The organism is Pseudoxanthomonas daejeonensis (genome assembly GCF_010093205.1).
GTDB classification, from domain to species: domain Bacteria; phylum Pseudomonadota; class Gammaproteobacteria; order Xanthomonadales; family Xanthomonadaceae; genus Pseudoxanthomonas; species Pseudoxanthomonas daejeonensis.
Genome location: NZ_PDWN01000003.1, coordinates 23,702 through 48,994, shown reverse-complemented (window position 1 = coordinate 48,994; position 25,293 = coordinate 23,702). Strand labels below are relative to the sequence as shown.

Sequence of the window (25,293 nt, the reverse complement as noted above, 5' to 3'; positions counted from 1 at the left end):
CCCCCACGGAACTTCCATCCCGATGAAGCGCAACACCCTCGCCACTGCCCTGACACGCGCCCTCGCCTGCGCCGTACTGTTGCCCGCCGGCACAGCATTCGCGCACTCCGCCGCGCCGGACGGATCCGCCGAAGCATCGGGCGAGCCCCGCCAGCTCGACACCGTCGTGGTGCAGGGCGAGATCACCTACCGCAACCGCACCGCCGACATCGCGCCGGTGCTGTCCTACGACCTGGAATACTTCCAGCGCTTCGAGCCGTCCACCGTGGGCGACATGATCAAGCGCCTGCCCAGCGCCGCGTTCGTCTCCGACGTGCTCGAGTACGACGCGGTGCAGCTGCGCGGCCTGGCACCGAGCTACACCCGCGTGCTGATCAACGGCAAGGACGTGCCCGGCGCCGGAGACGACCGCTCGTTCTGGGTCGATCGGATCCCCGCCGAAATGGTCGAGCGCATCGAGATCATCCGCTCCGGCAGTGCGAACCGGTCCGGCGACGCGATCGCCGGCGCGGTCAACATCGTCCTGCGCGACGCCTACGAATTCGACGGCGCCTACCTGCGGGTCGGCGCGATGCGCTACGACGACGGCGAGATCCAGCCGACCTACGGCGGCGTGGCCTCGGGCGAGGCGCTGGGCGGCCGCATCCTCGCCGGCTTCAACGTGCAGGACCGCTACAACCCGAAGGTCAAGCGCAGCGACCGCTTCGACAATCCGGACGACATGAACCTGGTCTCCTGGGAAGACCAGACCGACACGCGCGACGGCCAGGACTACTCGGGCAACGTGTCCTACACCGCCGAAGTGGGCCAGACCGGCCGGGTGTCGATCGACGGCTTCTACGTCAAGACCGATCGCGAACAGGTCGAGGTTTCCCACGAGGAGGAGTACGACGGCGACGAGGTGGTCACCTCCGACGTTCCGGGCCTGACGCAGGTCGACCAGTCCAACTGGGGCCTGGGCATCGAGTACGTGCAGGACATGGCCGGCGGCACCACCGAGTTCGGCATCAAGTACGCCGGCTTCAAGGACCGCAGCAACGAGAGCGAGGAGAAGATCGAGTTCGTCGACGGCGAGTGGGACGCGCACGAGGCCGAGGCGCTGGACATCGACGTGGATGATCGCGAGACCGGCCTGAAGGCCGCGCACAAGCGCGACTTGGGCGACTCGGCGGTGCGCATGGAATTCGGCGTGGACTACCGCGACAAGAAGCGCGACACCACCCACGTGTACTACGCCTTCGAGGCCGACGACGAAGGCGACCCGGTCGTCTACGAAGAGGACGGCGTTGTCCACAGCCTGATCAACGAAACCCGTCTGGACCCCTACCTGATGTTCTCCAGCAGCGCCGGCGCGTTGTCCTGGGAAGCGGGCCTGCGCTGGGAGACCACCGACTCGGAGATCAGCTATCGCGGCGCGCTGGACGATCCGGCCGAGACCGTCTCGCAGGACTACGACGTGCTCCTGCCTTCGGCGCACCTGAAGTGGGACCTGACCGAGGCCAGCCGGATCAACTTCTCCGTGGCGCGCAGCCTGCGCCGCCCGGACTTCAACGACATCATCCCGGCCCTGCTCCCGGAAGAGTTCGGCGACAACGACTTCATCGGCAACCCTCTGCTGGAGCCGGAAACCGCCAACGGCCTGGACCTGGGCTTCGAGCAGCAGCTGGGCGAGCGCGGCGTGGCGGGCATCAACTTCTTCTACCGCGACGTCAAGGACGTGATCGAGCTGGTCAACACAGGCGTGCCCAACGAAACCGCGTACGACGACTGGGCCGACGACGTCGAGGACTACATGGACGACAACGGCGTGGACCAGGACACCGCCGAGGCGGCGGTCCCGTTCGAGCCCACCAGCTTCATCTACACGATGGACAACGTCGGCGACGGGCAGGTCTGGGGCGTGGAGCTGGACGTGGCCGCGCCGCTGACGGTGATCGGCCTGCCCAACACCGGCGTGTTCGCCAACTACTCCTGGCTGGACAGCGAGATCGAGGACTTCATCGGCAAGCGCCGCTTCAACAACCAGGCCAGGTACGTCTACAACGTCGGCTTCATCCAGGACCTGCCGGACCTGGCGGCCTCGTTCGGCGCCAGCTACCGCAAGCAGGGCGATGCGTTCGCCCGGGTCCTGGGCGAGGAAGTGCTGACCACCTACGACGCCGACTTGGAAGTGTTCGTCGAGAAGCGCTTCGGCAACAGCTTCTCGGTGCGCCTGAGCGGCGCCAACTTGCTTGATGCGAAGAAGCGCGAGTACTTCAGCAAGTTCGACAACCAGGCCGACCAGGTCGACCGCGATTTCGACGAGTACGAAATCGAGTCCGAATGGGCCGGCCCGCGCTACCAGCTGGTCATGCGCTGGTCGTTCTGATCGGCGACGACAAGCCACGGGAGAGCCGGTGCAAGCCGGCTTTTTCCGTCTGCGCCGCTTCCAACCGGCAGGCGCGTTGAGGCAGACTGCCCGCAAATCCGGAGCCGCTGCCATGAAAACCGTCGAAGTCCGCCACCCGCTGGTCCAGCACAAGATCGGCCTGCTGCGCGATGCCGGACTGAGCACCAAGGGCTTCCGCGAACTGGTCACCGAACTGGGCACCCTGCTCGCCTACGAGGCCACCGCCGACCTGGAAACCGAGGCGGCGACCCTGCCCGGCTGGGCTGGCGAGGTGCAGGTGCGGCGCATTGCCGGAGCCAAGATCACCGTGGTGCCGATCCTGCGCGCCGGACTGGGCATGCTGCCGGGCGTGCTGGCGTTGATTCCCGCAGCCAAGGTCAGCGTGGTGGGCCTGGCGCGCGACGCGGAAACGCTGCAACCGGTGCCGTACTTCGAGCGCCTGACCGGCCGCCTCGACGAGCGCGATGCGCTGATCCTGGATCCGATGCTGGCGACCGGCGGCACCCTGATCGCCACCATCGACATGCTCAAGCGCGCCGGCGCGCGCCGGATCAAGGGCGTCTTCCTGGTCGCCGCGCCCGAAGGGCTGGCGAACCTGGAAGCGGCGCATCCGGACGTGGAGGTCTACACGGCCGCGATCGACCAGCGACTCAACGAGAAGGGCTACATCCTGCCGGGCCTGGGCGATGCGGGCGACCGCATCTTCGGCACGCGCCTGTAGCCGCGTCGGGCGACGCTGCGTCCACGTCCAACAGATTTTCTCCTGCAGGAGCCCACTTCAGGCGGCGCCTACAAGGGCGCCAGGTACTGGATCGCGGAACTGACGTAGACCAGGGGCGCGTTCCAGTTGATCGCGGTCTCGTTGCTGGCGTAGCTGCAGTCGTGGTCGATCCACGACAGCGCGGGCACCGCGCTCCGGTAGTGCGCCACGCCCTTGCAGTCGGCCCGGTCCTGCTGGCCCGGATTGGGCCCACCGGAAAGCAGGCCCGGCACCGGCGGTGCGATGCCGTCGGCCTGCGACGGCCGGTGGTGGATGTGCATCGGCGTGCGCAGTCCGTGGCTGGTGACGAAGGACACGCCCAGTGGATTGCGGCCGAGCACGTAGTCCAGCTGCGACTGCGCCGCGTCCAGGTACGTACGTTCCCGCTCCAGCCGGTAGGCCTGCAGCAGCACCATGGCCTGGTTCAGCGCTACGGCATTACTGCCCCAGACGAAGTCGCGCGGCTGCATCGCCACCCGCCATGGCGACTCCCGCGACTGCGCGGCCAGGCGCGCGGCGAGCTGGCCGACCTGCCGTTCCGCCGCATCCCGCGACGCCGCGGGCAACCGCTGGCGGTGCGCGGCCAGGGAGATCCAGCCCAGCGCGCCGACATCGGCCCAGTTCGGCACGTCCGCATCGCGTGCGTGCCTGGCGAACGCCTCGAGGTAGTGCGCATCGCCGGTGAGCAGGTACAGCTCCGCCGCGGCCCAGGCGAACTCGTCGTCCAGCTTCTCGTCGCCGTAGGCGCCCGTGCGCACGTCCTGCGGCTGCCGGTAGAACGAATCGGGATGGGCCTGCGCCCAGCGCCACGCGGCTTCGGCTGCCGCACGCATCCGCGCCGGCTCGCCGGGAAACTGCGCCTCGTAGCTGGCATAGACGCGGCTGGCAGTGGCCATCACTGCGGCGAAATCCAGCGCCGCCGCGGTGGAACGGCCGACCATGTAACGACGCTTGACGGCCTGGTCGGGCATCACCATGCCGTCGAAGCGCAGGTTGGTGAGCTTGTGGTACACGCCGCCGTCGCCGGGATCCTGCATCGCCAGCATCCAGCGCAGGTTCCACCAGGCCTCGTCGAGGATGTCCGGCACGCCGTCGCCGCTTTCCGGGATGCCCAGTTCGCGGCCGCGGAAGAATTCCGGGAAATGTTCGTAGGCCGCCAACAGCGTCCAGGTGGTGATGCCGGAATTGACCACGTACTTGTTGTAGTCGCCGGCGTCGTACCAGCCGCCGGGCGCGGAGACCACGGTTCCGGCCGGGCGCCCCGGCGACGCAGCGGAGGCGTGGATCTCGACGGTTTCGTCCGGATGGCCGGCTGCGCGCGCGAACTGGCCCGCATGCGCGGCTTCGACCGGCGTGCCCGAACGGATCAGGTAGAACGACTTCAGCGATGCGTCGGCCAATGCAGAATAGGCCTGCGCGTCCACCGGAAACGGATCGGAAGGCGGCAACCCCTCCACCCGGACCCGGTAGCGCCCGGGCGCGGTCAGCGCGCCGAGGTCGGCGATGGCCGCCTCGCGCCGTGCCGGCTTCCACACGGCGGGCGCCGTGGTCGTCCCGCTGAGCACCACGCCGCCACCCTCCTCGCGCTCCACCACGAACGCAAGCGCGCGGTCGCCTTCCACGACCGCCAGCTTCTGCGCGCCTGGCAGGAAGCCGAGCTGGTTCATCCGCACCTGGCCGGCCTGCGCCGTCGTTCCGGCGAACGGATCCTGCGTGTGGCACGCCACACACGCCCCGATGCCACCGAGCAGCAGGAGCAGCCGCGCCGCGAGCCCGGCGCTCACAGCATGGCCTGCGCGAGGAAGCGCCATACGCCGAGCAGCGCCATCGCCAGCAGCACGGCGAACGTCAGGATCGTGCCGCCGAAGCGACCGGCGGAGTAGCCGGCCGATCCACCCAGTCCGATCGCATGCGCCACGCGCGCCAGCAGCAGCACCAGACCGCAGGCCCACAACACGCCTGCGGCGGTACCGGACAGTTCGAGCAGGGCCAGCATCAGCAGGGCCAGCGGCACGTACTCGGCGAAATTGGCATGGACCCGCACCCTGCGCGTCATCGCCTCGTTGCCGCCGGTACCCACGCCGATCCGGTGCGCCTTGCGATGCAGGATCACTCGCATCGACAGGAACAGGTAGAACAGGACGTGCAGCGAAGCGACCAGCAGGGAGATGCGGGGCGTCGGGGCCATGCGCAAGGTCCAGGTCGGAAGACCCGGCGATTGTGCCAGCCTCAGGCTGCCAGCGGCCGGGCCTGCAATTCGGCGACTTCGTGGGCGGTGCCGAACCGCCCCTTCGCGTCGCGCACCACCTGGGCCAGCGCACAGCCGGGGTCGTGGGTGAAGAACAGGTGCACGTTGCGCGCGAGCTTGTCTTCCAGGAAGGCGCGCTTTTCGTCGATCAGCAGCTCGGCGTTGCGGTCGTAGCCCATGGTGATCGGCAGGTGCACCCAGGAGCGTCCGGGGATCAGGTCGGCGCAGAACACGACGCCGCCATGTGGCTGGCCGTCCACCGTTTCCGGCCCGGCGATCTCCGCCAGCATCAGTCCAGGCGTATGCCCGTCGCTGAAGCTGAAACGCACCGACTCGCCCAGCGCGCGCGAATGCGCGCCATCGACGATCTCGAGCCGGCCGCTGGATTCCAGCAGGCCCGGAAGTTCCGGGATGAAGCTGGCGCGGTCGCGCGGATGCGGGTGCCTGGCACGCTCCCAGTGCGCGGCACCGACCAGGTAGGTCGCGTTCGGGAACAGCAGTTCCGGCGCACGCCCTTCGGCCCACGGTGCGAGCAGTCCGCCGGCGTGGTCGAAATGCAGGTGGCTGAGCACCACCACGTCGATGTCCTCGTGCTCGAATCCGGCCGCGCGCAGCGAATCCACCAGCACGTGGCGGTCCTCCTGCACGCCGTAGCGTTCGCGCAGTTTCGGCTCGAAGAACGCGCCGATGCCGGTCTCGAACAGCACCGTGCGGCCATTGAGCGGACTGGCCAGCAGCGCGCGGCAGGCCAGGTCGATGCGGTTGTGCTCGTCGGGCGGCGACCACTTTTCCCACATGGCCTTCGGCGCATTGCCGAACATCGAGCCGCCGTCGAGCTTCTGCGAATTGCCGCGGATGGACCAGAGTTTCATGCGCGAATGCTAGCGGCGGCCCGGTTAAGAATCCGCAACGCGGGCCTCTACTCCAATCGCGGCGCTCAGGGCGCGACCGGGGCCGTCGCCCGCACCTGCGCACTGCCCACGTCATTGCGCGGATCGCTACCCCCGCTCAACACGTTGCCACGGCGATCCCAGAACACCGTCTGCATGTTGCCCCAGGTGTGGCTGGAAGCACGCCCGCTGACGGTGTCCTCGGGCAGTTTCAGCACGTGGCCCATCGCGCGCAGTTTCGCCGCGACATCGGGATCCAAGGCGCCGCTCTCGGCCTGGACCACGTCGGGCATCCACTGGTGGTGGTAGCGCGGCAAGGCGGCGACCTCCTGCGCGCCGAGGCCGTCGGCGAAACCCAGCGCGCCCAGCAGCACCATGGTGATGATGCGGCTGCCACCCGGCGTACCCAGCACGGCGACGTGGTCGGGCGAGACCATGAAGGTCGGCGTCATCGAGCTGAGCGGGCGCTTGCCCGGCGCCGGCGCATTCGCCTCGAAGCCCATCACGCCGAAGGCATTGGGCTGGCCCGGCTGCAAGGCGAAGTCATCCATTTCGTTGTTGAGCAGCACGCCCGTGCCCGGCGGCACCAGGCCCGAGCCGAACAGCAGGTTCACCGTCTGGGTGACGGCTGCGCGGTTGCCGTCGGCGTCGACGATCGAGAAATGGGTGGTCTCGTCGTCCTCCAGCGGCGTCGGCCGGCCCGAGAAACTGTCGCTGGGCGTCGCCTTCTCGGGGTTGATCGTGGCCCGCAGGCCGGCCGCGTAGTGCGGACTGGTCAGCACGTCGACCGGCACGTGCACGAAGTCCGGGTCGCCCAGGTAGAAGGTGCGGTCGCGAAAGGCGCGACGCATCGACTCGATGGTCAGGTGGGTGCGCAGCGCCGGATCAAGTCGGGCCAGGTCCCAGCCAGCGAGGATCTGCATCATCTGCGCCAGCGCCACGCCCCCGGAAGAGGGCGGCGGCGCGGTAACCACCTCCCAGCCGCGATAGCCGAAGCGCAGCGGCTCGCGTTCGTGCACGCGATAGGCGGCCAGCTCGTCGGCAGTCCAGCGCCCGCCTTCGGCGCGCACGCCGGCGACCAGCTTCTTCGCCACCGGGCCGCGGTAGAAACCGTCGAAGCCATGGCTGGCGAGCCGTTCGAGCGTCCGTGCCAGGTCGGGCTGCTTGAGCAGCTGGCCCTGCCGCGGCGGCTGCCCGCCGGCAAGGAATACCGCGCGCGTGCCGGGGTAACGCTCCATCACGTCACGGCGCGCGGCATAGCCGCGCTCAAGCTTGGCGTAAACCGGAAAACCGTCGCGGGCCAGGCGGATCGCCGGGGCCAGGCTCTCGGCCAGTGGCAGGCGGCCGTACTTGCCGGCAACGTGCACCAGTGCCGCCGGCAGGCCCGGGATGGCCGCGGCCCAGGGACCGTTCTCGGCACGGTCCGAGTCCAGTTTGCCGTCGGCGGTGCGGTACTGGTCCATGGTCGCGGCGGCCGGTGCGGCCTCGCGCGCATCGATGAAGACGTCCTTGCCCGCGCCCTGTGCCTGGTGCAGGAGGAAGAAACCGCCGCCGCCCAGGCCCGAACTGATCGGTTCGACCACCGACAGCGCCGCCGACACGGCGACCGCCGCGTCGAACGCGTTGCCGCCCTTGTCCAGCACCTCGAAACCGGCGTCGGTGGCCAGCTTGTGCGCACTGGCGATCGCCGCCTGGCCGGGACGCTGCGCGACTTCGGCAGGTGCGTTGGCGACGGTGCGCCCATCCGCGCGCGCAACGGCCGGCAGCACGGACGGCACAAACAGGAACAGCGCCAGCATCAGGCGCGGCAGTGCACGGGTCATCGGGCCTCCGGCAGGTAGATCTCGGGATTTTCGCGCTCGAGCCGGCGCAGCTTGGCCAGCAGCGCTTCCTGGCTCTCGGGATGCGCGGGATCGGGGTCGATGCATTCGACCGGGCAGACGACCACGCATTGCGGTTCGTCGAAGTGGCCGACGCATTCGGTGCAGCGGGCCGGGTCGATCACGTAGATGGTCTCGCCCATCGAGATGGCCTGGTTGGGACAGGCCGGCTCGCAGACGTCGCAATTGACGCAGAGTTCGTTGATCCGGAGCGACACGGTGGTTTGCGACAGCGGGCATCGTCAGGCGATGCCCGCCGCCACGATCCTCTTACTTGGCTTCGACGAAGACGTATTCGGCGCCGGTCGGCGCCAGCGCCGCCTGCACGCGCTCGTTGTCGACGGCCTCGCCGATGAACAGGATGCGCACGCCCTTCAGCGTGTCGGCCGGGACGTCGGCGAAGGCGACCTGCATCAGGTCGGCCATCTTGGCCGAAGCCGGCGAACCGAAGGCCAGCAGGTTGCCCTTCTGGACGCCGCGGGCCATCGCGGTCTTGGCCGACTCCACCTGCCGCTCGTACTTGGCCGCGAACTCCGGATCGGACTCCGGCGGCAGGTAGTACAGGAACGGATTGTTGGTGATGGTGCCCATGTTTTCCTGGACCACCGCCGGCAGGTACGCCTTCCAGCCCGCATCGTCATCCTTGGCCGGCGCGGTCAGGACCTTGGCCGCGGCAGCCTCGTTGCCCACCGCCGCCTCCTTCTTGCAGGCCGTCAGCAGCAGCGGCGAAACCAGCATGCAGGCGAGCAGGAGCGCGCGCGTCGTCTTGTTCATCAGGAACCTCCCTTCGTTCTGGAAATTGAGCATCACTCGGAAACCGCACCATTGAGCCTGGCTTCCTGCAACGCAGCGGCCACCGCCGGTGTCACGAAGCCCGAGACGTCGCCTCCCAGGCGGGCGATCTCGCGCACCAGCGAAGAGGAAATGAAGCTGTACTGTTCGGCCGGGGTCAGGAACAGGGTTTCGACCTCCGGGATCAGGTGGCGGTTCATGCTCGCCATCTGGAATTCGTATTCGAAGTCCGACACCGCGCGCAGGCCGCGCAGCAGGACGCCGGCGCCGACGTCGCGGACGAAATGTGCCAGCAGCGAATCGAAGCCCATGACCTCGACGTTGGCGTGCCCGGCCAGGGCTTCACGGGCCAGGCGGACGCGCAGCTCCAGCGACAGGGTCGGGCCCTTCGCCTGGCTGGTGGCCACGCCTACGATCACCTTCTCGAACAACGGCGCGGCCCGCGCGACCAGGTCGATATGGCCGTTGGTGATCGGGTCGAAGGTGCCGGGATAGACGGCAGTACGGCGTTGGACCACGGGACGGTGTCGTTCAGGGCGCCGGATCGGCGGCAGGGAGTGTATCAGCGCGTCCTTGTCCGGGGCCACGATAGAGCGCCGCGCGCGCCTGTGCGGTGCGCAGCTCGCGATGCAGCGTCCAGCCCGCCGGGATCTCGGGAACCTGGTCGGAGGGCGACTCCAGATACAACCATCCATCCGGCGCAAGGCGCGCCACCGATGCCTGCAGCGCGCCGTGCCAGAGCCCGGCGGCGAACGGCGGGTCGATGAAGGCGAGGTCGAACACGTCCGCCGGCTCCTGTCCGGCCAGCCAGCGCAATGCATCGTCCTGCACCACCTGTACCTGCGCACCCGCCTGCAGCCGGTCGACCGCGGCCCGCAACCCCGCCACCTGTGCCGGATCCCGCTCAACCAGCACCGCGCTGGCTGCGCCGCGCGACACCGCCTCCAGGCCGAGCGCGCCGCTGCCTGCGAACAGGTCGAGGACGCGGCTTCCGGCCAGCACCGGCTGCAGCCAGTTGAACAGCGTCTCGCGGACCCGGTCGGAGGTTGGCCTCAGCCCCTCGATGTCCGGCACCGGCAGGCGGGTCCCCCGCCAGCGGCCGCCGACGATGCGCACGTTGCCGGCTATGCGCGCGGTCGTGGCGGAGCGCGGACGCGGCGGCCTGTTCATCGGGTGGCAGTGGGACGCGGTGCTAGCATGGCGCGCATTCTCCGACATTCGCAGTCAATGGTCAGTTTCTTCCGCCGCAAGAAGCCGCAGGACGCCCCTGCCCCCGCCAGCCGCTACAGCGCCGAAGAGCTGGCCGCCGCGTTCCCGCAGGCACCCGGCACGGCACCCGCGGACGGCGTCGATGCCGCAGCCGGCGCGACGCTGGTCGAACTGGCCGCAGTCGAGCCCGTTGTGGTCGGACCGGTTGTGGTCGATCCGGCGGTCGTCGGGCAATCGCCGGCAGACGGGGAAATCGCGATCGTAGTCGGCCCCGACACGGGCACCGTGGCCGACGCGGAAACCCTGGTCCAGCCGGCCGCAGCCCCCGGCAAGCCGGGCTGGCGCGAACGCCTGCGCAGCAGCGGTTTCGCCCGCAGCCTGGGCGGCCTGTTCTCGCGCAATCCACAGCTGGACGACGACCTTCTCGACGAGATCGAGACCGCCCTGCTCACCGCCGATGTCGGCGTCGCCGCCACCACTGCACTGGTGGAAGGCCTGCGCAAGCGGATGAAGGCGCGCGAGTTCGCCGACGCCCGCGGCCTGCTGGCCGCATTGCGCGCCGAGCTGGTCGCACTGCTGCAGCCGGTGGCGAAACCGCTGCAGATCGACCGCGACGCCAGGCCTTTCGTACTGCTGACCGTGGGCGTCAACGGCGTCGGCAAGACCACCACCATCGGCAAGCTCGCCCGGCGTTTCAAGGACGAGGGGCGCAGCCTGGTCCTTGCCGCCGGCGATACCTTCCGCGCCGCCGCCGTGGCCCAGTTGCAGGTCTGGGGCGAGCGCAATGGCGTGACCGTGATCGCACAGGGCCAGAATGCGGACGCCGCCTCGGTCACCTTCGACGCCCTGCAGGCGGCGAAGGCGCGCGGCACCGAGGTCCTGATCGCCGACACCGCCGGCCGCCTGCACACGCAGACCGGACTGATGAACGAGCTGGGCAAGATCAAGCGCGTGCTGCAGAAGCTCGACGCCGCAGCGCCGCACGAAGTCCTGATGGTGATCGACGGAACCACCGGCCAGAACGCGTTGAGCCAGCTTCGCCAGTTCCATGCAGCCGTCGGCGTGACCGGCCTGGTGGTGACCAAGCTCGATGGCACCGCCAAGGGCGGCGTCGTGTTCGCCCTGGCCCGCGAGTTCGGCATTCCGATCCGCTTCGCCGGCATCGGCGAACGCCCCGAGGACCTGCGCGTGTTCGACCCGGAGGCCTTCGTCGACGCGCTGCTGCCCGAGGCGCTGGGCGCCTGACCGCCACGACCGTGGCTGCCCGGAAGACGACTGGCGCATTCGCCGCGCCGCTGCTGGCGTGGTTCGAACGCCATGGACGCCACGACTTGCCCTGGCAACGACCGCGCACGCCGTACCGCGTGTGGCTGTCGGAAATCATGCTGCAACAGACCCAGGTCGCGACGGTCATTCCGTACTTCCTGCGCTTCGTCGACCGCTTCCCGACCCTGCCCGACCTGGCCGCCGCATCCACCGACGAGGTGATGGCGCACTGGGCGGGACTGGGCTACTACGCCCGCGCCAGGAACCTGCACGCTGCCGCGAAACAATGCATGGAGCACCACGACGGCGGACTGCCTCGCGATTTCGACGCGTTGCATGCGCTGCCTGGCATCGGCCGCAGCACCGCCGGCGCGATCCTCGCCCAGGCCTGGGGCGATCGTTTCGCGATCCTCGACGGCAACGTGAAGCGCGTACTCGCGCGCTGGCATGGCGTGGCCGGCTGGCCGGGCACGCCAGCGGTCGAAAAGCAGCTATGGGCGCTGGCCGAAGCACACCTGGCCGCAGTGCCAAGCGGACGCATGGCCGACTACACCCAGGCCCAGATGGATTTCGGGGCCACCCTGTGCTCGCGCGCCAGGCCCGCCTGCGCCGCCTGTCCGCTGGAAAGCACCTGCGTCGCGCTGCGCGAAGGGCTGGTCCAGGCGCTGCCTACGCCGCGTCCCGGCAAGGTCCTGCCCGAGCGCGAGGCGGTGGCGCTGGTCCTGGAGAACGAACACGGCGAACTGCTCCTGCAGCGACGTCCGCCGACCGGCATCTGGGCCTCGTTGTGGACGCTGCCCCAGGCCGATACCGAAGCCCAGCTGCGCGAATGGTTCGAAGGAGAGGTGGACGGCGATTACGACGCGGCCGAAGAGCTGCCTGTGATCGTCCACACTTTCAGCCACTACCGCTTGCACTTGCAGCCGCGCCGCCTGCGCCGGGTCGCCCCGCGGCCCCGGGTCGGCGACAATGAGGCGCAGCGCTGGGTGGCGCGCGCCGACCTGGGCGCGCTCGGCCTGCCAGCGCCCATCCGCCGGCTGCTCGACGCGCCCTGACCTACCCCATCCAGGATCCACGGAACATGTCCCGTACCGTCTTCTGCCAGTACGAACAACGCGACGCCGAAGGGCTGGATTTCGCGCCCTGGCCGGGCGAACTCGGCCAGCGCATCCTTGCCCATGTCGGCAAGCCGGCCTGGGCATCCTGGCTGGCGCACCAGACCATGCTGATCAACGAGAACCGCCTGTCGCCGCGCGATCCCAAGCACCGCGCCTTCCTGCAGGAAGAGCTGGAAAAATTCCTGTTCGGCGGCGACGCGCAGAAACCTGCCGGCTACGTGCCGCCTGAATCCTGACGGCATCCCATCGGGAACGAGACTGCCGGCACGGCGCTTGAGGCCATGCCGGCAGTGCCTGCCCGCCCGTCAGTTCGACGGTGGCTCGGCAGGCGGAGCGTCTTGGCGCGCCGCGCTCTCGGCCTGGCGGATTTCTTCCCTGCTCTGGTTGAGCGCCTGGGTGTCGATCGGCCGGATCGTATCGATGCGGCAGGGGATGCGTCCTACGGTGCTGATGCCGGGGCCGATCGGCGTCACCGTGTCAAAGCGCGCGGTGACCGTGTTGGAAAAGTGCGAGATGGTGATCGAGGTGGCGAACTGCAGGTCCTGGCACGGACCGCTGAAGTTCAGCAGCCACGCCTCGTTGGGCCTCGTCCAAACGACCATCGCGTTGTTGCCCAGTGGCGTCCAGCCATTGAGCCGGCCGAACATGCGGAAGCTGCGGACCGGATCGCCGGCATGGGCCTCGTAGAACGCCAGCCGCTCAGCGGGGGTGGCCCTGGGGGTACTGCTGCATCCACCCAGGCCAACGGTCATCCCTATCGCCAATACCACTACTGAAAGCAGCTTCTTCATGGCTTCTTCCTTCTTCGGGTGGACTCCGGCCGATCATGCGCCCATTCCCACGGCAACCTCAACCGGCCACATGGCACATGTGCGGCTTGTCGGATCGCGAGGGCCCCGGTATGATTCGGCCCCTCGCCGCGACACTAGTCGCGCATGGCCGGGTAGCTCAGTTGGTAGAGCAGGGGATTGAAAATCCCCGTGTCGGGGGTTCGATTCCCTCCCCGGCCACCATGTTCCGGCGAGTACACACGAAGGGCCGCAAGGCCCTTTTGTTTTGCCCGTGGGATCGGCCCGATCCCTGCCCCCGGTTCGGAGATTTCCTACACCGAGCGGGGGTGTGGCCCGATTTCCACGGGCCGCGGCCCGTCGCAGACTGCAGCCCTTTCCGGCCGATCGCGCGCCGGAGCCAACGGGGATCCTGCCATGGAGCAACGCCTGCTCGTCGTCCGCAAGGACCCCCGTGGCTGCACCCTGCTCGATGGCGGGCGGCCCTTGGCCTGGTACCACTCGATCGCGGCGGCACTCGAACTGGCCCAGACCTTGGCCGATGCCAGCGCACTGCGCAACGGTTTGCCGGGACGGGTGGAAGTCTGTCGCCCGGGCCCGCCACCTCGGGCACCCGGCGCGTTCCGCTAGCGCTTCCCGCCTGCCTGGCCCCACGGCCGCGACACTTGCCCTAACAGGCCCGATGCTAGGATCGGCGCGCCGTCCCATGGAGGCACCATGCGCGCCCTTCCGACGCTGCTCCTGACCTGCATCGCCCTGTCATCCTCGATCCTGCCGGCCTCGGCCGCATCGCCTGTGGCTTCGGTACCCGAGCTGGAACTGACGCGCTACGCCGGCCACTGGTATGAGATCGCGCACCTCCCGGTGTCGTTCCAGCGTCGATGCGCCGGCGACATCACCGCCGCCTATGCGCTTCGCGCCGACGGCACGATCAATGTCCGCAACACCTGCCGCACGCGCGATGGCGACCAGGCGATCGCGGAAGGCGTCGCCCGCACCGTGGAAGGCCACCCGGGCCGGCTTCAGGTGCGCTTTGTCCCGGGCTGGCTGTCCTGGCTGCCGCTGGTATGGGCCGACTACTGGGTGATCGCGCTGGACCCTGACTACCAGTGGGCGGTTGTCGGCGATCCGGATCGCGAGTACCTGTGGATCCTCTCGCGCGAACCTTCGATGGACGCCGAACTGTTCTCCCGCCTGAAGACCAAGGCCGAGGCGATGGGCTACGACCTGGCACCGCTGGTAGTGGCTGCGCCACTGCGTTGACCGTGTGTCGCAGCGTACTATCCTGCCCAGTCGCATATCCGGAGTCCGCATGAAGTCCATCCTGAAGCTGTCGATGGCCACGTTCGCGCTGTTCGTGCTGGTGTCGTGCAGTGGCAACACGCGCCGCGTGTCGCCGCCGTCGGCTGCAATCCAGCAGTTGACCGTGCAGGCCAACGGCGACTGGGCGGTGGACCTGCGCCTGCACAACTTCAGCAGCGTCTCGATGCGGTTCGATGCGGTGCGCCTTCAGGTCAGCGTGGACGAACATGGCGCCGGCGTCCTCCAGGCCTCGCCGGCCATTTCGATCGGGCCCACGTCGGCCGACGTGGTCAGGGTCTCGATGAAGCCCGATGGCATGGCCCGCATCGCAGTAGCCGATGCGCTGGCCAGCCGCAGGTCGATCGCCTACCGCCTCGAAGGCACGGTCAACGCCACCCCTGAAGAGGCCAGCAAGCCGCGCGAGTTCCAGGTCGATGACCGCAGCTCGCTCAATCCGGCGCCCGGGCTGGAAGGCGTGCTGCGCTGATGCAGCACGACATACACATCTCGTCAACATTCGGGTATAAGCTGTTATCCCGATGGAGACGGACACAGCAACGCTAGGTCTGGTCTGCGCCGGAGCGAACGCCCCGGTCGCCGCCCCACCCCCGCGGGAGCATGCACCTGCGGTAAGGGTCCTGTCGTTGGACGCGCACGGTCGCGCGATGGACTGGATCGGCTGGCAGGACGCAACCTGCCTCTACGCACGCGATGCCATCGCGTGGACCCTCGGCGACCCCTGTCTGCGCGTGCGCGGCGGCATTTGCCGGATGACCGGCGCGCGCAGCCTGATCGAACTGCATCCGATCGTCGCCACCCGCGGGCATGCCCATGCACGCGCCCTGGACCCCACCCCCAGCCTGTCCAACACCGCGTTGTTCGCCCGCGACGCCCACCTGTGCCTGTACTGCGGCGAACAGTTCGCCCGGCCACACCTGACCCGCGACCACGTCATGCCGCTCTCCAAGGGCGGCCGTGATGCCTGGGAAAACGTGGTCAGCGCCTGCTTCCACTGCAACTCTCGCAAGGGCAATCGCACCCCCCAGCAGGCGCACATGCCGCTGCTGGCCGTGCCTTACCGGCCCAGCTGGATCGAGCACCTGATCCTGTCCAACCGCAACATCCTGGCCGACCAGATGGCGTTCCTGCGGTCGCAGCTGCCCAAGCGCTCCAAGCTGTCCGCCTGATTCCGCCGCCCACAGACCGGTCCCGCGGACACCGCGGACGGAGGACGCTGGCCGCAGCCGCCGATTCCGGCGGGCAACGCGTCCTTGCCGGGAAGGCTCCGGCGCGCGCCTGAACGACCTTGCTTGCTCCGTCACGCCCCCGGGGAGGAAAATGGCGACCCGTATCGCGCCAGTCCCGATGAGCATCGACCCCGTCCGTTATCCGCGCCTGTCTCGCATCGATTCGCCAGCCGACCTGCGCCGGTTCGACGAGGCCGAACTGCCGGCCATCGCCGAGGAACTGCGCGCCTACCTGATCGAGTCGGTGGGTCGCAGCGGCGGGCACTTCGGCGCTGGCCTGGGCGTGGTCGAGCTGACCGTGGCCCTGCACTGGCTCTACGAGACCCCCGTCGACCAGCTGGTCTGGGACGTGGGCCACCAGACCTATCCCCACAAGATCCTCACCGGCCGCCGCGACCGCATCCACACGGTCAAGCAGAAGGACGGCGTGGCGCCGTTCCCCAAGCGCGAGGAAAGCGAGTACGACACCTTCGGCGTCGGCCATTCCTCGACCTCGATCTCCGCGGCGCTGGGCATGGCCATCGCCCTGCAACGGCAGACCGGCGACGACGCCAAGGCGGACGCGCCCAAGGTCGTGGCGGTGATCGGCGATGGCGCGATGACCGCCGGCATGGCGTACGAGGCCCTGAACCACGCCGGCGGCATGGACGACGAGCCGAACCTGCTGGTGATCCTCAACGACAACCGGATGTCGATTTCCGAAGCGGTCGGAGGGGTGACCAAGATGCTCGGCCGGCTGACCGGCAGCGCCACGCTGAACAAGCTGCGCGAAGGCGGCAAGAAGCTGTTGGGCGACAAGAAGAAGCCGCCGGCGCGCTTCGTGCGCCGGTGGGAAGAACACTGGAAGGGCATGTTCGTGCCGTCCACCCTGTTCGAGGAAATGGGCTTCCACTACACCGGTCCGATCGACGGCCACGACCTGCCCGCCCTGGTCAACGCACTGAAGACGCTCAAGACCCTCAAGGGCCCGCAGCTGCTGCACGTGATCACCACCAAGGGCAAGGGCTACGAGCTGGCCGAAGGCGACCAGATCGGATACCACGCCGTCGGTCCGTTCGATCCGGCCAAGGGCCTGGTCGCCAAGGCCGGGGCCAAGAAGCCGACCTATACCGATGTGTTCGGCGACTGGCTGTGCGACATGGCCGCCGCCGAGCCACGCCTGCTTGCGATCACTCCGGCCATGCGCGAGGGCTCGGGGCTGGTGCGCTTCAGCAAGGAATATCCGCAGCGCTACTTCGACGTGGCGATCGCCGAACAGCATGCGGTGACCCTGGCCGCCGGCATGGCCACCCAGGGCGCCAAGCCGGTGGTCGCGATCTATTCGACCTTCCTGCAGCGCGGCTACGACCAGCTGGTGCACGACGTGGCCACGCAGAAACTCGACGTCCTGTTCGCGGTCGATCGCGGTGGCGTGGTCGGTCCCGATGGCGCCACCCATGCGGGCAACCTGGACCTGAGCTTCCTGCGCTGCGTGCCGCACATGGTGCTCATGGCCCCGGCCGACGAGAACGAGTGCCGGCAGATGCTGAGCACCGGCCTCCGCCATGAAGGCCCGGCCGCGGTGCGCTATCCGCGCGGCACAGGCCCCGGCGCGGCCATCGACGACAGCCTGGAGACGCTGCCGATCGGCAAGGCGCAGCTGCGCCGCAACGGTAGCCGCATCGCCCTGCTCGCCTTCGGCGCGACCGTGCCGGCCGCCGAACAGGTCGGCGCCGAGCTCGGCCTGACCGTGGTCAACATGCGCTTCGTCAAACCGCTGGATCGCGCGCTGGTTCTGGAACTGGCGAAGAGCCACGAAGGCTTCGTCACCATCGAGGACAACGTGGTTGCCGGCGGTGCCGGTTCAGCGGTGTCCGAACTGCTCAACGCCGAAGCGGTGTTGCTGCCGCTGCTGCACCTGGGCCTGCCAGACGCGTTCCAGCACCATGCCAGCCGCGAGGACCTGCTGGGCGAAGCCGGCATCGACGCGGCCGGCATCCGCGCCGCCGTGCTCAAGCGCTGGCCGCAGCTGGCGGAAACGGAAAGCGGCCTGCCGCGCGCCGCCGGCGGCTGAGCAACCACGCCTTGTGGAGCCGGGCTTGCCCGGTTGCTTCGCCATCAAACCACCAAGCGCCTGGATTCCAGCAAGAGAGCTGTGCGGCAAGCCCCGCTCCGCAAAGGGGGCAATGGTGCACGCTCTACAGGGGCGATGGCGCAATCGCATCGGCCGGCGGCGCGTCCGCTGGCTCGTCGTCCTCGTACTCGTCCGGCGCCTCGACGCGGTAGCCGCGCCGTTGCAGTTCCGCGAGGTAGCCCCCGTCGCGCAGCAGCTCGTCGATCGACATCGTGGCGAAGGACACCGGATGCGCGGCCACCGTCGCGTCCACCGTCGCCAGCCAGCTGTCGCGGATGCGTGCGTCGATATCGACCAGCCCGCGCTTGCGCGCGGTCTCGGTCCGGGTCCAGGCCGACAGGCATGCCAGCACCTGGTCGCGACCGCTGGGCATGGTCCGCAGCGCATCCAGGTCGCCCACCGCCCAGGCATTGGCGCGCGCCACGATCTGCGGCAGGTCGCGTTCGATGATGTCCAGGGTCCCGCTGAAGCAGGCCAGGTCTTCGGGCTTGAGTCCTTCCTTGCGGAAGTCGGCGATCGCTTCGCGCGGGTCGTCGATCTTAAGCGCCAGCAAGGCAGGCGTGCGTTCCAGTCCGCGTTCCTTCAACGCCTTGTCGATGACCGGCCCGACCACACCGCCCTCGCGCAGGCCGTTGTCCTTGAGAGCCGCCTTGTACAGCTCGTAGACGGCGATCAGCGGGCGCTTCTTTTCCACGCCGCGATCGCGGCCGAGATAGCGCTGCTTGAGCACGCTCCAGCGTGCGTAGATCTCGGGAGGCAGCACCTCGTCGAGGGTTTCCCCATCTGGATTCTTCATCGCCTTGAAGGCGGACGGCGCCAGGGTGAGGCCGCGGAAGAAGCCGATGTCGGCGTTGATCGTCACTCCCGGCGGCCCGAGCACGGCACCGGCCTGCGCGAGCACTTCGCGTGTCTCGCTGGCTTGCCAGGTTATGCCCCGCGGCAGGGGCGACTGGGTCCCGAGGATGTACAGGGCGTGCCCATCCCGCACGGCCCGCCACATGCCGGGCCCAGGCTGCACGCCGGTGACCACGACCGCATCCATGTCCACGACCGGCGTCGCACCGGCGGCCGACTCCTGCGCCATCGCCGGCAGGGCGCCGGCGAGGGAAAGCAACAACGCCATCATCCGCGCCGCCATGCCTGCATCCGTGTAGTGAACGACCGGCCGAGCATACGCAGCGGCGACAGAGCGCGAAGCACCGCCCCGTCCGCCGTGCGCCGCCTGTTCAGGCACCGTTTGACGCGCTGGTGCGCGCGCAAGAAAAAGCCCGCACTGGGCGGGCTCTTTCGCAACACGAATTGGTCGGGGTAGCCGGATTCGAACCGACGACCACCAGTCCCCCAGACTGGTGCGCTACCAGGCTGCGCTATACCCCGAAGCAGCTTTCCCGCCTAGGCGGGCCGGCGATTATACCGGTTCGGCGCCGCCCGCGGCGAGGCCGCAATGGCGAAACCACGAATTCTCAGCGCCTGAGCAGCTGCAGTACTTCTTCCAGCTCCATGCGCACCTGGCGCACGATCTGGCTGCTCAGCGCGGACTCCTGCTTTGCCCCCTCGCCTTCCAGGCGCAGGCGCGCGCCGCCGATCGTATAGCCCTGTTCGTAAAGCAGGCCGCGGATCTGGCGCACCATGAGCACGTCATGGCGCTGGTAGTAGCGGCGGTTGCCGCGGCGCTTGACCGGACTCAGGCTCGGAAACTCGGTTTCCCAGTAACGCAGCACGTGCGGCTTCACGTCGCACAGCTCGCTGACCTCGCCAATGGTGAAGTAGCGCTTGGCCGGGATCGGCGGAAGCTCGCGGTTGCTGCCGGGATCAAGCATGCGGCGCGGCTCCGGCGTAAGCCTCCACGCGCTCCTTCAGCTTCTGGCCGGGGCGGAAGGTGACCACGGTGCGCGCGGAGATCGGGATCTCCTCGCCGGTCTTCGGGTTGCGCCCGGGCCGCTGGTTCTTGCGGCGCAGGTCGAAGTTGCCGAAGCCCGACAATTTCACCTGCCGTCCGCCCTGCAGCGCCTCGCGCAACACCTCGAAGAACGCGTCGACGAATTCCTTCGCCTCGCGCTTGTTCAGGCCGACTTCGTCGAACAGACGCTCGGCCATCTCCGCCTTGGTCAATGCCATCCTGGATACATCCCCTGTTTCAGCCGCGGATCCTGGCAGCGTGGTCGCGGCCCAGCCGGGCCACCACCCGCTCCACCAGCGCATCCGCGTCCTGGTCGGTCAGAGTGCGCGCGTTGTCCTGCAAAATCAAGCCCATAGCCAGACTCTTGCAACCGGATTCCACGCCTGCCCCCTGGTATCGATCGAACAGCACCAGGTCGCGCAGGACCGGCCCGGCGGCCTCGCGGGCGCTGGCGGCCAAGGCCGCCCAGGGCACGTCGACGCCGACCACAAAGGCCAGGTCGCGACGCACGGGCGGGAAGCGCGACAACGCCTCGGCACGCGGCAGGGCACGCCGCTCGAGGGGCGCCAGGTCCAGTTCGAAGGCGACCACGTCCACGCCCAGGTCGAGCGCCTTCTGCAGGCGCGGATGAAGCTGGCCGATCCAGCCCAGCCGGACCTCGCTGGCGTCGCCGTCGGTGCGGTATACGTCCGCACTGCGTCCAGGGTGGCCGAAGGCCTCCGAAGAAGGGCGGAACTGCAGGGTCGCCCCGGACGCGGCGGCCAGCGATTCCAGGTCGCCCTTCATGTCATGGAAGTCGACCGGGCGCGCCGCGTGCCCCCATTGCTCGGCACCGGCGTCGCCACAGGCCACGGCGGCGATCCGCCGGGTCTCCACCGGCGCCGCTGCCGGGACGCCCGGAACACGCAGCGCCGGATCGGCTTCCGCGAAGGTTCGCCCCAGCTCGAACAGGCGCACGCGACCGGCCTGTCGCGAAACATTGCGCGCCAACGCATCGACCAGCCCAGGCAGCAACCGCGGCCGCATCACCGCCAGTTCGGCGCTCAGCGGGTTGGCCAGCGGCACGGTGGCCGCGGCGCTGTGCCACGCCTCCAGCAGATCAGCTTCGACGAAAGCGAAGCTCACCGCTTCCAGGTAATCGCGCGCGACCAGCTGGCGACGGATGTCGGTTTCGGCCAGTCGCGTCTCGCTCGGTGCGGCGATGCGCGCCGGCCCGCCCGGCACGGTGGTCGGGATCCGGTCGTAGCCGTGGATGCGGGCCAGTTCCTCGATCAGGTCTTCCTCGATGGCGATGTCGAAGCGCCGGCTCGGCGGCGTGACCTGCCAGCCGTCCCCGGCCGCAGCGACCTGCATGCCCAGCGCGCGCAGGATGCGTTCGATCTCGGCGTCGGCGATACCGATGCCGAGGACACGGGCCACGCGTGCGCGGCGCAGGCCGATGGTGCCCGTCCGCGGCAGGTGGTCCGCCAAGGTGGCCTCGGTCAGCGGCCCGGGCGTGCCCCCGGCGATGTCCAGGATCAGGCGCGTGGCGTACTCGACCGCCACGCGTGGCAGCTCGGGATCCACGCCGCGTTCGAAGCGGTGGCCGGCGTCGGTGTGCAGGCCGAGCCGGCGGCTGCGACCGATGATCGCCGAAGGGATCCAGTGCGCCGCCTCCAGGAATACGTTGCGGGTGGCATCGGTGACCTTGGTGTCCTCCCCGCCCATGATCCCGCCCAGCGCGACCGCGCGCTCCGCATGGCCGCCGCGGCTGTCGGCGACGACCAGGAACTCCGCGTCCAGCTCGGCCTCGCGACCGTCGAGCAGCTTCACCCGCTCGCCCGCGCGCGCCGGGCGCACGACGACCGGACCTTCGAGCGAGTCGCGGTCGAAGGCGTGCATCGGCTGCCCGAGCTCCAGCATCACGTACTGGGTGACGTCGACCAGGAAGCTGATCGGGCGCACGCCGGAGCGACGCAGCCGCTCGGCCATCCACGCCGGCGTGGGCACGGTGGCGTCCACTTCCCGGACCACCCGACCCGCGAAGCGCGGCACGCGCTCGCCCGCTTCCAGCAGTACTTCCATCGCCGAGGCGTCCTGCGCGGGGACCGGCGCGATGTCCAGCGGCACCACTTCGCTGGCCAGCGCGGCGGCGACGTCATAGGCGATGCCGCGGATGCTGAAGCAGTCCGCGCGATTGGGGGTCAGCTTGATCTCGATACTGGCGTCGGGCAGGCCGAGGTAGTCCGCCAGCGACGCACCGGCCGGTGCGTCAGCCGGCAACTCGAGCAGGCCGGACGCATCGGCATCCAGGCCCAGCTCCTTCGCCGAGCAGAGCATTCCGTTTGATTCGACGCCGCGCAGTTTCGCCGCCTTGATCGCGATGCCGCCCACGCTGGAGCCGACCATGGCCAGCGGCGCGACCAGCCCGGCGCGCGCATTGGGGGCGCCGCAGACAATCTGCAGCGGCTGTCCATCTCCGATATCGACCTGGCAGACCTGCAGGCGATCGGCCTCCGGGTGCTTGGCCGCCGCGACGATCCGCGCGACCACCACGCCGGCCAGGCCGTCACCGAGCGCGGTGACCTCTTCGACCTCCAGGCCGATCGCGGTCAGGGTCGCGGCCAGCCCGTCGCGGTTGGCCGAGGTCGGCACATGGCTGCGCAGCCAGTTTTCGGAGAATTTCATCGTTGATCGTGGTCCATGGTGCGGGCCTGGCCCGCCGTTGAAGTCGTTGGGTTGCGACGGTCCGGCGTAGTCGCCCTAGGCGAACTGGCGCAGGAAGCGCACGTCGTTCTCGAAGAACGCGCGCAGGTCGTTCACCCCGTAGCGCAGCATGGCGAACCGCTCCACGCCCAGGCCGAAAGCGAAGCCGGTGTAGCGCTCCGGGTCGATGCCGCAGTTGCGCAGCACGTTCGGGTGGACCATGCCGCATCCGAGCACCTCCAGCCAGCGCACGCTGCCGTCGGGCTGCTGCCAGGCGATGTCGACCTCGGCGCCCGGCTCGACGAACGGGAAATAGCTGGGGCGGAACCGCATCTGGAAGTCGCGCTCGAAGAACGCGCGCACGAACTCGGCCAGCGTCCCCTTGAGGTCGGCGAAGGTCGCGTGCTCGTCGATCAGCAGGCCCTCGACCTGGTGGAACATCGGCGAGTGGGTCTGGTCGCTGTCGCTGCGGTAGACCTTGCCCGCGGCGATCATCCGCAAGGGCGGGCCGCTGCCGTCGGCGACGGCCTGGTCCATGTAACGGACCTGCACGCCCGAGGTATGGGTGCGCAGCAGGCGCGCCACCCCGCTCGCGTCGGGCGGGAAGTAGAACGTGTCGTGCATGGCCCGCGCCGGATGGTGCGGCGGGAAATTCAGCGCCTCGAAGTTGTGCCAGTCGTCCTCGATTTCCGGACCGTCGGCCAGCTCGTAGCCCAGCCGCCCGAAGATTTCCGCGATCCGCTCGAGCGTGCGCGAGACCGGATGGATGCCACCGCGTCCGGCATCGCGGCCGGGCAGGGTCACGTCCACCGATTCGCCGGCCAGGCGCGCATCGAGCGCGGTTTCCTCCAGCACCGCCTTGCGCTCGGCCAGCGCCTGGCCCACGGCATCGCGAATGCGGTTGATCGCCTCGCCCGCCGCCTTGCGCTCCTCGGCCGGCAGGGCACCGAGCTGCTTGAGCTGCGTGGTGATGCTGCCCTGCTTGCCGAGCAGGCCGACCCGCAGCCCCTCGAGTGCGTCGGGGTCGCGCGCCGCGGCGATGTCGGCCAGTGCGCGCGCGGACAGGGATTCGATTTCGCTCATGGATTTCCGGTCTCTGGAAAAACAAATGGGGAAGGACTTGCGCCCTTCCCCACGTGTCGGGCGGTGAACCGCCCGTATGCAGCAATTACGGTGGAGAGGCGGCTCAGGCCGCCAGGGCGCTCTTGGCCTTCTCGGCCAGCGCCGTAAACCCGGCCGCGTCGTGCACGGCGATATCCGCCAGCACCTTGCGGTCCAGGGTGATCCCGGACTTGAGCAGGCCATTCATGAAACGGCTGTAGCTCATGCCGTTGCTGCGGGCAGCCGCGTTGATGCGGGTGATCCACAGCGAGCGGAAATTGCGCTTCTTCTGCTTGCGGCCGATGTAGGCGTACTGCTGCGCCTTGATGACCGCCTGCTTGGCGACGCGGAAAACCTTGCGACGGGCGTTGTAGTAGCCCTTGGCGAGGTTGAGGACCTTCTTGTGACGGCGGCGCGCCTGGACGCCACGCTTAACTCGTGCCATTTGTCAGTCCTCCTCAGAGATACGGAAGCATGCGGTCCAGACGGCCTGCATCCTCGGCGCGGACGTGGTTCGTCTGCCGCAGGTTGCGCTTCCGCTTGGTCGCTTTCTTGGTGAGGATGTGGCTACGGTTGGCGTGGCCGGCCTTGTACTTGCCGGAGGCGGTCTTGCGGAATCGCTTGGCCGCCGCCCGGTTGGTCTTGATCTTGGGCATTGCTATGTCCTTTTCAGATCTCTCACTGGCGCGGGCGGTGGCCTTCGCCACGCTTTCCATCCTTGCCCACACCGGTCGGTAAGTCGTTGATTCCTTACGGAAACCCGACGGGTCCTGAAGCTGTTTCCAGCCCTCTCCGGCGAACCGGAGCCGCGCATTATGCCCGGCGCAGGTTTCCTTTGCAATTCAGGGGGTTCCGATGGCCCGCGAGGCGACCCCTTCCCGTCGCGGACCGGGCCAGAAGGGCCAGTCGCCCGTTCCAGCAAAGGGCCAGGCACGCATCCACGCAATCAGCCAGGCACCTGTCGGCCGCGGGCCAAAAGCGAAGGGGCGCCATGGGCGCCCCTTCGGGATCCGGTCAGCGGCGCAAGCGCCGCCCCGGTCACCTCTTCTTCGGCGCGATCATCATCACCATCTGCCGCCCTTCCAGGCGCGGGCGCGACTCGATGACAATGTCTTCGCCCAGGTCGGCCTCGATCCGCGCGGCCATCTGCCGGCCCAGTTCCTGGTGGCTCATCTCGCGGCCACGGAAGCGGATGTTGACCTTGACCTTGTCGCCCTCTTCCAGGAAACGGCGCATGTTGCGCAGCTTGATCTGGTAGTCGCCCTCGTCCGTGACCGGACGGAACTTGAGCTCCTTGATCTCGACCTGCTTGGTCTTCTTCTTGGCCTCGTTGGCCTTCTTCTGCAGCTCGAACTTGAACTTGCCGAAGTCCATGATCTTGCAGACCGGCGGATCGGCGTTGGGCTGGATCTCGACGAGGTCGAGTGCTTCCTCTTCGGCCATGCGCAGCGCTTCATCGCGCGACAGCACGCCGATCATCTCGCCGTCGGACCCGATCACGCGCACGCGCGGGACGCGGATCTCGCCGTTCTTCCGGTTTTGTTTATCTGGGGTACTGATGTTTCGGTCTCCAGGGGTGGACTGGGCGGAGGGCCGGCGGGGGGC

At 68.8% G+C, this 25,293-nt stretch carries 27 protein-coding genes and 2 tRNA genes; 11 read left to right on the top strand and 18 right to left on the bottom strand.

Features of this window, described 5'->3' with window-relative positions; genetic code table 11:
- Positions 1-22: 22 nt before the first annotated feature.
- Together CSC65_RS03445 and upp are read left to right on the top strand one after the other, a co-directional pair.
- On the top strand, positions 23-2,368 hold the full coding sequence (locus CSC65_RS03445; RefSeq protein WP_162408591.1) for a TonB-dependent receptor plug domain-containing protein: 2,346 nt from the start codon (positions 23-25) through the stop codon (positions 2,366-2,368).
- A gap of 112 nt (positions 2,369-2,480) precedes the next feature.
- Positions 2,481-3,110: a uracil phosphoribosyltransferase gene (upp, locus tag CSC65_RS03440; protein ID WP_162408590.1), complete on the top strand. Its 630-nt coding sequence runs from the start codon at positions 2,481-2,483 to the stop codon at positions 3,108-3,110.
- Between the two features lie 68 nt (positions 3,111-3,178).
- Here the strand turns inward: upp and CSC65_RS03435 are convergent, their stop codons facing one another.
- From CSC65_RS03435 to rsmD, 8 genes are all read right to left on the bottom strand, one after another.
- Complete coding sequence (locus CSC65_RS03435) at positions 3,179-4,960, bottom strand: glycoside hydrolase family 9 protein (RefSeq protein WP_162408589.1); 1,782 nt, start codon at positions 4,958-4,960, stop codon at positions 3,179-3,181.
- Positions 4,930-5,337, bottom strand: coding sequence for an MAPEG family protein (locus CSC65_RS03430; RefSeq protein ID WP_162408588.1), 408 nt, complete (start codon positions 5,335-5,337; stop codon positions 4,930-4,932). Before CSC65_RS03430 ends, CSC65_RS03435 begins: the two co-directional genes overlap by 31 nt.
- Before the next feature lie 41 nt (positions 5,338-5,378).
- Positions 5,379-6,269: an MBL fold metallo-hydrolase gene (locus CSC65_RS03425; protein ID WP_162408587.1), complete on the bottom strand. Its 891-nt coding sequence runs from the start codon at positions 6,267-6,269 to the stop codon at positions 5,379-5,381.
- A gap of 65 nt (positions 6,270-6,334) precedes the next feature.
- Positions 6,335-8,110: a gamma-glutamyltransferase gene (gene ggt, locus CSC65_RS03420; protein WP_202922821.1), complete on the bottom strand. Its 1,776-nt coding sequence runs from the start codon at positions 8,108-8,110 to the stop codon at positions 6,335-6,337.
- Positions 8,107-8,385 (bottom strand): YfhL family 4Fe-4S dicluster ferredoxin, encoded by a 279-nt coding sequence (locus CSC65_RS03415; RefSeq protein WP_162408586.1) that lies wholly within the window; start codon positions 8,383-8,385, stop codon positions 8,107-8,109. Before CSC65_RS03415 ends, ggt begins: the two co-directional genes overlap by 4 nt.
- Before the next feature lie 52 nt (positions 8,386-8,437).
- The gene (locus tag CSC65_RS03410) at positions 8,438-8,941 is read right to left on the bottom strand and encodes a hypothetical protein (RefSeq protein ID WP_162408585.1); all 504 of its coding nucleotides are present in this window, start codon (positions 8,939-8,941) and stop codon (positions 8,438-8,440) included.
- A 32-nt stretch (positions 8,942-8,973) separates the two neighbouring features.
- Complete coding sequence (gene coaD, locus CSC65_RS03405) at positions 8,974-9,477, bottom strand: pantetheine-phosphate adenylyltransferase (RefSeq protein ID WP_162408584.1); 504 nt, start codon at positions 9,475-9,477, stop codon at positions 8,974-8,976.
- A 13-nt stretch (positions 9,478-9,490) separates the two neighbouring features.
- On the bottom strand, positions 9,491-10,129 hold the full coding sequence (rsmD, locus tag CSC65_RS03400) for a 16S rRNA (guanine(966)-N(2))-methyltransferase RsmD (RefSeq protein WP_162408583.1): 639 nt from the start codon (positions 10,127-10,129) through the stop codon (positions 9,491-9,493).
- 57 nt (positions 10,130-10,186) lie between these two features.
- On the opposite strand from rsmD, the gene ftsY reads away from it, so the two are divergent.
- The 3 genes from ftsY to CSC65_RS03385 are packed head-to-tail and all read left to right on the top strand — an operon-like array spanning position 10,187 to position 12,788.
- Positions 10,187-11,413: a signal recognition particle-docking protein FtsY gene (ftsY, locus tag CSC65_RS03395; protein WP_162408955.1), complete on the top strand. Its 1,227-nt coding sequence runs from the start codon at positions 10,187-10,189 to the stop codon at positions 11,411-11,413.
- 11 nt (positions 11,414-11,424) lie between these two features.
- Positions 11,425-12,489, top strand: a complete 1,065-nt coding sequence (gene mutY / locus CSC65_RS03390) for an A/G-specific adenine glycosylase (protein ID WP_162408582.1) — start codon at positions 11,425-11,427, stop codon at positions 12,487-12,489.
- A gap of 26 nt (positions 12,490-12,515) precedes the next feature.
- Positions 12,516-12,788 carry an oxidative damage protection protein gene (locus CSC65_RS03385; RefSeq protein ID WP_162408581.1) on the top strand — a complete coding sequence of 91 codons (273 nt, stop codon included), beginning with the start codon at positions 12,516-12,518 and terminating at the stop codon, positions 12,786-12,788.
- A 69-nt stretch (positions 12,789-12,857) separates the two neighbouring features.
- Here the strand turns inward: CSC65_RS03385 and CSC65_RS03380 are convergent, their stop codons facing one another.
- Positions 12,858-13,343, bottom strand: a complete 486-nt coding sequence (locus tag CSC65_RS03380; RefSeq protein WP_162408580.1) for a DUF6491 family protein — start codon at positions 13,341-13,343, stop codon at positions 12,858-12,860.
- Between the two features lie 146 nt (positions 13,344-13,489).
- Here CSC65_RS03380 and CSC65_RS03375 point away from each other — a divergent pair.
- From CSC65_RS03375 to dxs, 6 genes are all read left to right on the top strand, one after another.
- Positions 13,490-13,565: transfer RNA gene (locus tag CSC65_RS03375), tRNA-Phe, on the top strand.
- 192 nt (positions 13,566-13,757) lie between these two features.
- Entirely contained in the window at positions 13,758-13,970 is a 213-nt protein-coding gene (locus tag CSC65_RS03370) for a hypothetical protein (protein ID WP_162408579.1), read from the top strand.
- 87 nt (positions 13,971-14,057) lie between these two features.
- Positions 14,058-14,603, top strand: coding sequence for a lipocalin family protein (locus CSC65_RS03365; RefSeq protein ID WP_162408578.1), 546 nt, complete (start codon positions 14,058-14,060; stop codon positions 14,601-14,603).
- Positions 14,604-14,652: 49 nt separating this feature from the next.
- Positions 14,653-15,129 carry an LEA/WHy family protein gene (locus tag CSC65_RS03360; protein ID WP_162408577.1) on the top strand — a complete coding sequence of 159 codons (477 nt, stop codon included), beginning with the start codon at positions 14,653-14,655 and terminating at the stop codon, positions 15,127-15,129.
- 52 nt (positions 15,130-15,181) lie between these two features.
- Positions 15,182-15,829, top strand: coding sequence for an HNH endonuclease (locus CSC65_RS03355; protein ID WP_162408576.1), 648 nt, complete (start codon positions 15,182-15,184; stop codon positions 15,827-15,829).
- A 178-nt stretch (positions 15,830-16,007) separates the two neighbouring features.
- A complete protein-coding gene (gene dxs / locus CSC65_RS03350) occupies positions 16,008-17,942 on the top strand; it encodes a 1-deoxy-D-xylulose-5-phosphate synthase (RefSeq protein WP_162408575.1) in 1,935 nt (644 codons plus the stop codon).
- A gap of 124 nt (positions 17,943-18,066) precedes the next feature.
- Here dxs and CSC65_RS03345 read toward each other — a convergent pair whose 3' ends face one another.
- The 9 genes from CSC65_RS03345 to infC all read right to left on the bottom strand — a co-directional run bounded on the left by CSC65_RS03345 (position 18,067) and on the right by infC (position 25,248).
- On the bottom strand, positions 18,067-19,140 hold the full coding sequence (locus CSC65_RS03345; protein WP_238390264.1) for a TraB/GumN family protein: 1,074 nt from the start codon (positions 19,138-19,140) through the stop codon (positions 18,067-18,069).
- Positions 19,141-19,302: 162 nt separating this feature from the next.
- Positions 19,303-19,379: transfer RNA gene (locus tag CSC65_RS03340), tRNA-Pro, on the bottom strand.
- An 86-nt stretch (positions 19,380-19,465) separates the two neighbouring features.
- Complete coding sequence (locus CSC65_RS03335) at positions 19,466-19,822, bottom strand: MerR family transcriptional regulator (protein WP_028916088.1); 357 nt, start codon at positions 19,820-19,822, stop codon at positions 19,466-19,468.
- Complete coding sequence (locus CSC65_RS03330; RefSeq protein WP_162408574.1) at positions 19,815-20,120, bottom strand: integration host factor subunit alpha; 306 nt, start codon at positions 20,118-20,120, stop codon at positions 19,815-19,817. Before CSC65_RS03330 ends, CSC65_RS03335 begins: the two co-directional genes overlap by 8 nt.
- Before the next feature lie 19 nt (positions 20,121-20,139).
- Positions 20,140-22,569, bottom strand: a complete 2,430-nt coding sequence (gene pheT / locus CSC65_RS03325) for a phenylalanine--tRNA ligase subunit beta (RefSeq protein WP_162408573.1) — start codon at positions 22,567-22,569, stop codon at positions 20,140-20,142.
- A gap of 75 nt (positions 22,570-22,644) precedes the next feature.
- Positions 22,645-23,670 (bottom strand): phenylalanine--tRNA ligase subunit alpha, encoded by a 1,026-nt coding sequence (gene pheS / locus CSC65_RS03320; RefSeq protein ID WP_162408572.1) that lies wholly within the window; start codon positions 23,668-23,670, stop codon positions 22,645-22,647.
- A 103-nt stretch (positions 23,671-23,773) separates the two neighbouring features.
- Complete coding sequence (rplT, locus tag CSC65_RS03315; RefSeq protein WP_162408571.1) at positions 23,774-24,133, bottom strand: 50S ribosomal protein L20; 360 nt, start codon at positions 24,131-24,133, stop codon at positions 23,774-23,776.
- A 13-nt stretch (positions 24,134-24,146) separates the two neighbouring features.
- Positions 24,147-24,344 (bottom strand): 50S ribosomal protein L35, encoded by a 198-nt coding sequence (gene rpmI / locus CSC65_RS03310; protein ID WP_010342861.1) that lies wholly within the window; start codon positions 24,342-24,344, stop codon positions 24,147-24,149.
- Positions 24,345-24,726: 382 nt separating this feature from the next.
- Positions 24,727-25,248 carry a translation initiation factor IF-3 gene (gene infC, locus CSC65_RS03305; protein ID WP_162408951.1) on the bottom strand — a complete coding sequence of 174 codons (522 nt, stop codon included), beginning with the start codon at positions 25,246-25,248 and terminating at the stop codon, positions 24,727-24,729.
- Positions 25,249-25,293: the final 45 nt, after the last annotated feature.

What these genes read in the sequence shown, in the direction of transcription:
- CSC65_RS03445 (WP_162408591.1), top strand. Translation starts at nt 23, where the DNA reads ATGAAGCGCAACACCCTCGCCACTGCCCTGACACGCGCCCTCGCCTGC.
- upp (WP_162408590.1), top strand. Translation starts at nt 2,481, where the DNA reads ATGAAAACCGTCGAAGTCCGCCACCCGCTGGTCCAGCACAAGATCGGC.
- CSC65_RS03435 (WP_162408589.1), bottom strand. Translation starts at nt 4,960, where the DNA reads ATGGCGCTTCCTCGCGCAGGCCATGCTGTGAGCGCCGGGCTCGCGGCG.
- CSC65_RS03430 (WP_162408588.1), bottom strand. Translation starts at nt 5,337, where the DNA reads ATGGCCCCGACGCCCCGCATCTCCCTGCTGGTCGCTTCGCTGCACGTC.
- CSC65_RS03425 (WP_162408587.1), bottom strand. Translation starts at nt 6,269, where the DNA reads ATGAAACTCTGGTCCATCCGCGGCAATTCGCAGAAGCTCGACGGCGGC.
- ggt (WP_202922821.1), bottom strand. Translation starts at nt 8,110, where the DNA reads ATGACCCGTGCACTGCCGCGCCTGATGCTGGCGCTGTTCCTGTTTGTG.
- CSC65_RS03410 (WP_162408585.1), bottom strand. Translation starts at nt 8,941, where the DNA reads ATGAACAAGACGACGCGCGCGCTCCTGCTCGCCTGCATGCTGGTTTCG.
- rsmD (WP_162408583.1), bottom strand. Translation starts at nt 10,129, where the DNA reads ATGAACAGGCCGCCGCGTCCGCGCTCCGCCACGACCGCGCGCATAGCC.
- ftsY (WP_162408955.1), top strand. Translation starts at nt 10,187, where the DNA reads ATGGTCAGTTTCTTCCGCCGCAAGAAGCCGCAGGACGCCCCTGCCCCC.
- CSC65_RS03385 (WP_162408581.1), top strand. Translation starts at nt 12,516, where the DNA reads ATGTCCCGTACCGTCTTCTGCCAGTACGAACAACGCGACGCCGAAGGG.
- CSC65_RS03380 (WP_162408580.1), bottom strand. Translation starts at nt 13,343, where the DNA reads ATGAAGAAGCTGCTTTCAGTAGTGGTATTGGCGATAGGGATGACCGTT.
- CSC65_RS03370 (WP_162408579.1), top strand. Translation starts at nt 13,758, where the DNA reads ATGGAGCAACGCCTGCTCGTCGTCCGCAAGGACCCCCGTGGCTGCACC.
- CSC65_RS03365 (WP_162408578.1), top strand. Translation starts at nt 14,058, where the DNA reads ATGCGCGCCCTTCCGACGCTGCTCCTGACCTGCATCGCCCTGTCATCC.
- CSC65_RS03360 (WP_162408577.1), top strand. Translation starts at nt 14,653, where the DNA reads ATGAAGTCCATCCTGAAGCTGTCGATGGCCACGTTCGCGCTGTTCGTG.
- CSC65_RS03355 (WP_162408576.1), top strand. Translation starts at nt 15,182, where the DNA reads ATGGAGACGGACACAGCAACGCTAGGTCTGGTCTGCGCCGGAGCGAAC.
- dxs (WP_162408575.1), top strand. Translation starts at nt 16,008, where the DNA reads ATGAGCATCGACCCCGTCCGTTATCCGCGCCTGTCTCGCATCGATTCG.
- CSC65_RS03345 (WP_238390264.1), bottom strand. Translation starts at nt 19,140, where the DNA reads ATGGCGGCGCGGATGATGGCGTTGTTGCTTTCCCTCGCCGGCGCCCTG.
- CSC65_RS03335 (WP_028916088.1), bottom strand. Translation starts at nt 19,822, where the DNA reads ATGCTTGATCCCGGCAGCAACCGCGAGCTTCCGCCGATCCCGGCCAAG.
- CSC65_RS03330 (WP_162408574.1), bottom strand. Translation starts at nt 20,120, where the DNA reads ATGGCATTGACCAAGGCGGAGATGGCCGAGCGTCTGTTCGACGAAGTC.
- pheT (WP_162408573.1), bottom strand. Translation starts at nt 22,569, where the DNA reads ATGAAATTCTCCGAAAACTGGCTGCGCAGCCATGTGCCGACCTCGGCC.
- pheS (WP_162408572.1), bottom strand. Translation starts at nt 23,670, where the DNA reads ATGAGCGAAATCGAATCCCTGTCCGCGCGCGCACTGGCCGACATCGCC.
- rplT (WP_162408571.1), bottom strand. Translation starts at nt 24,133, where the DNA reads ATGGCACGAGTTAAGCGTGGCGTCCAGGCGCGCCGCCGTCACAAGAAG.
- rpmI (WP_010342861.1), bottom strand. Translation starts at nt 24,344, where the DNA reads ATGCCCAAGATCAAGACCAACCGGGCGGCGGCCAAGCGATTCCGCAAG.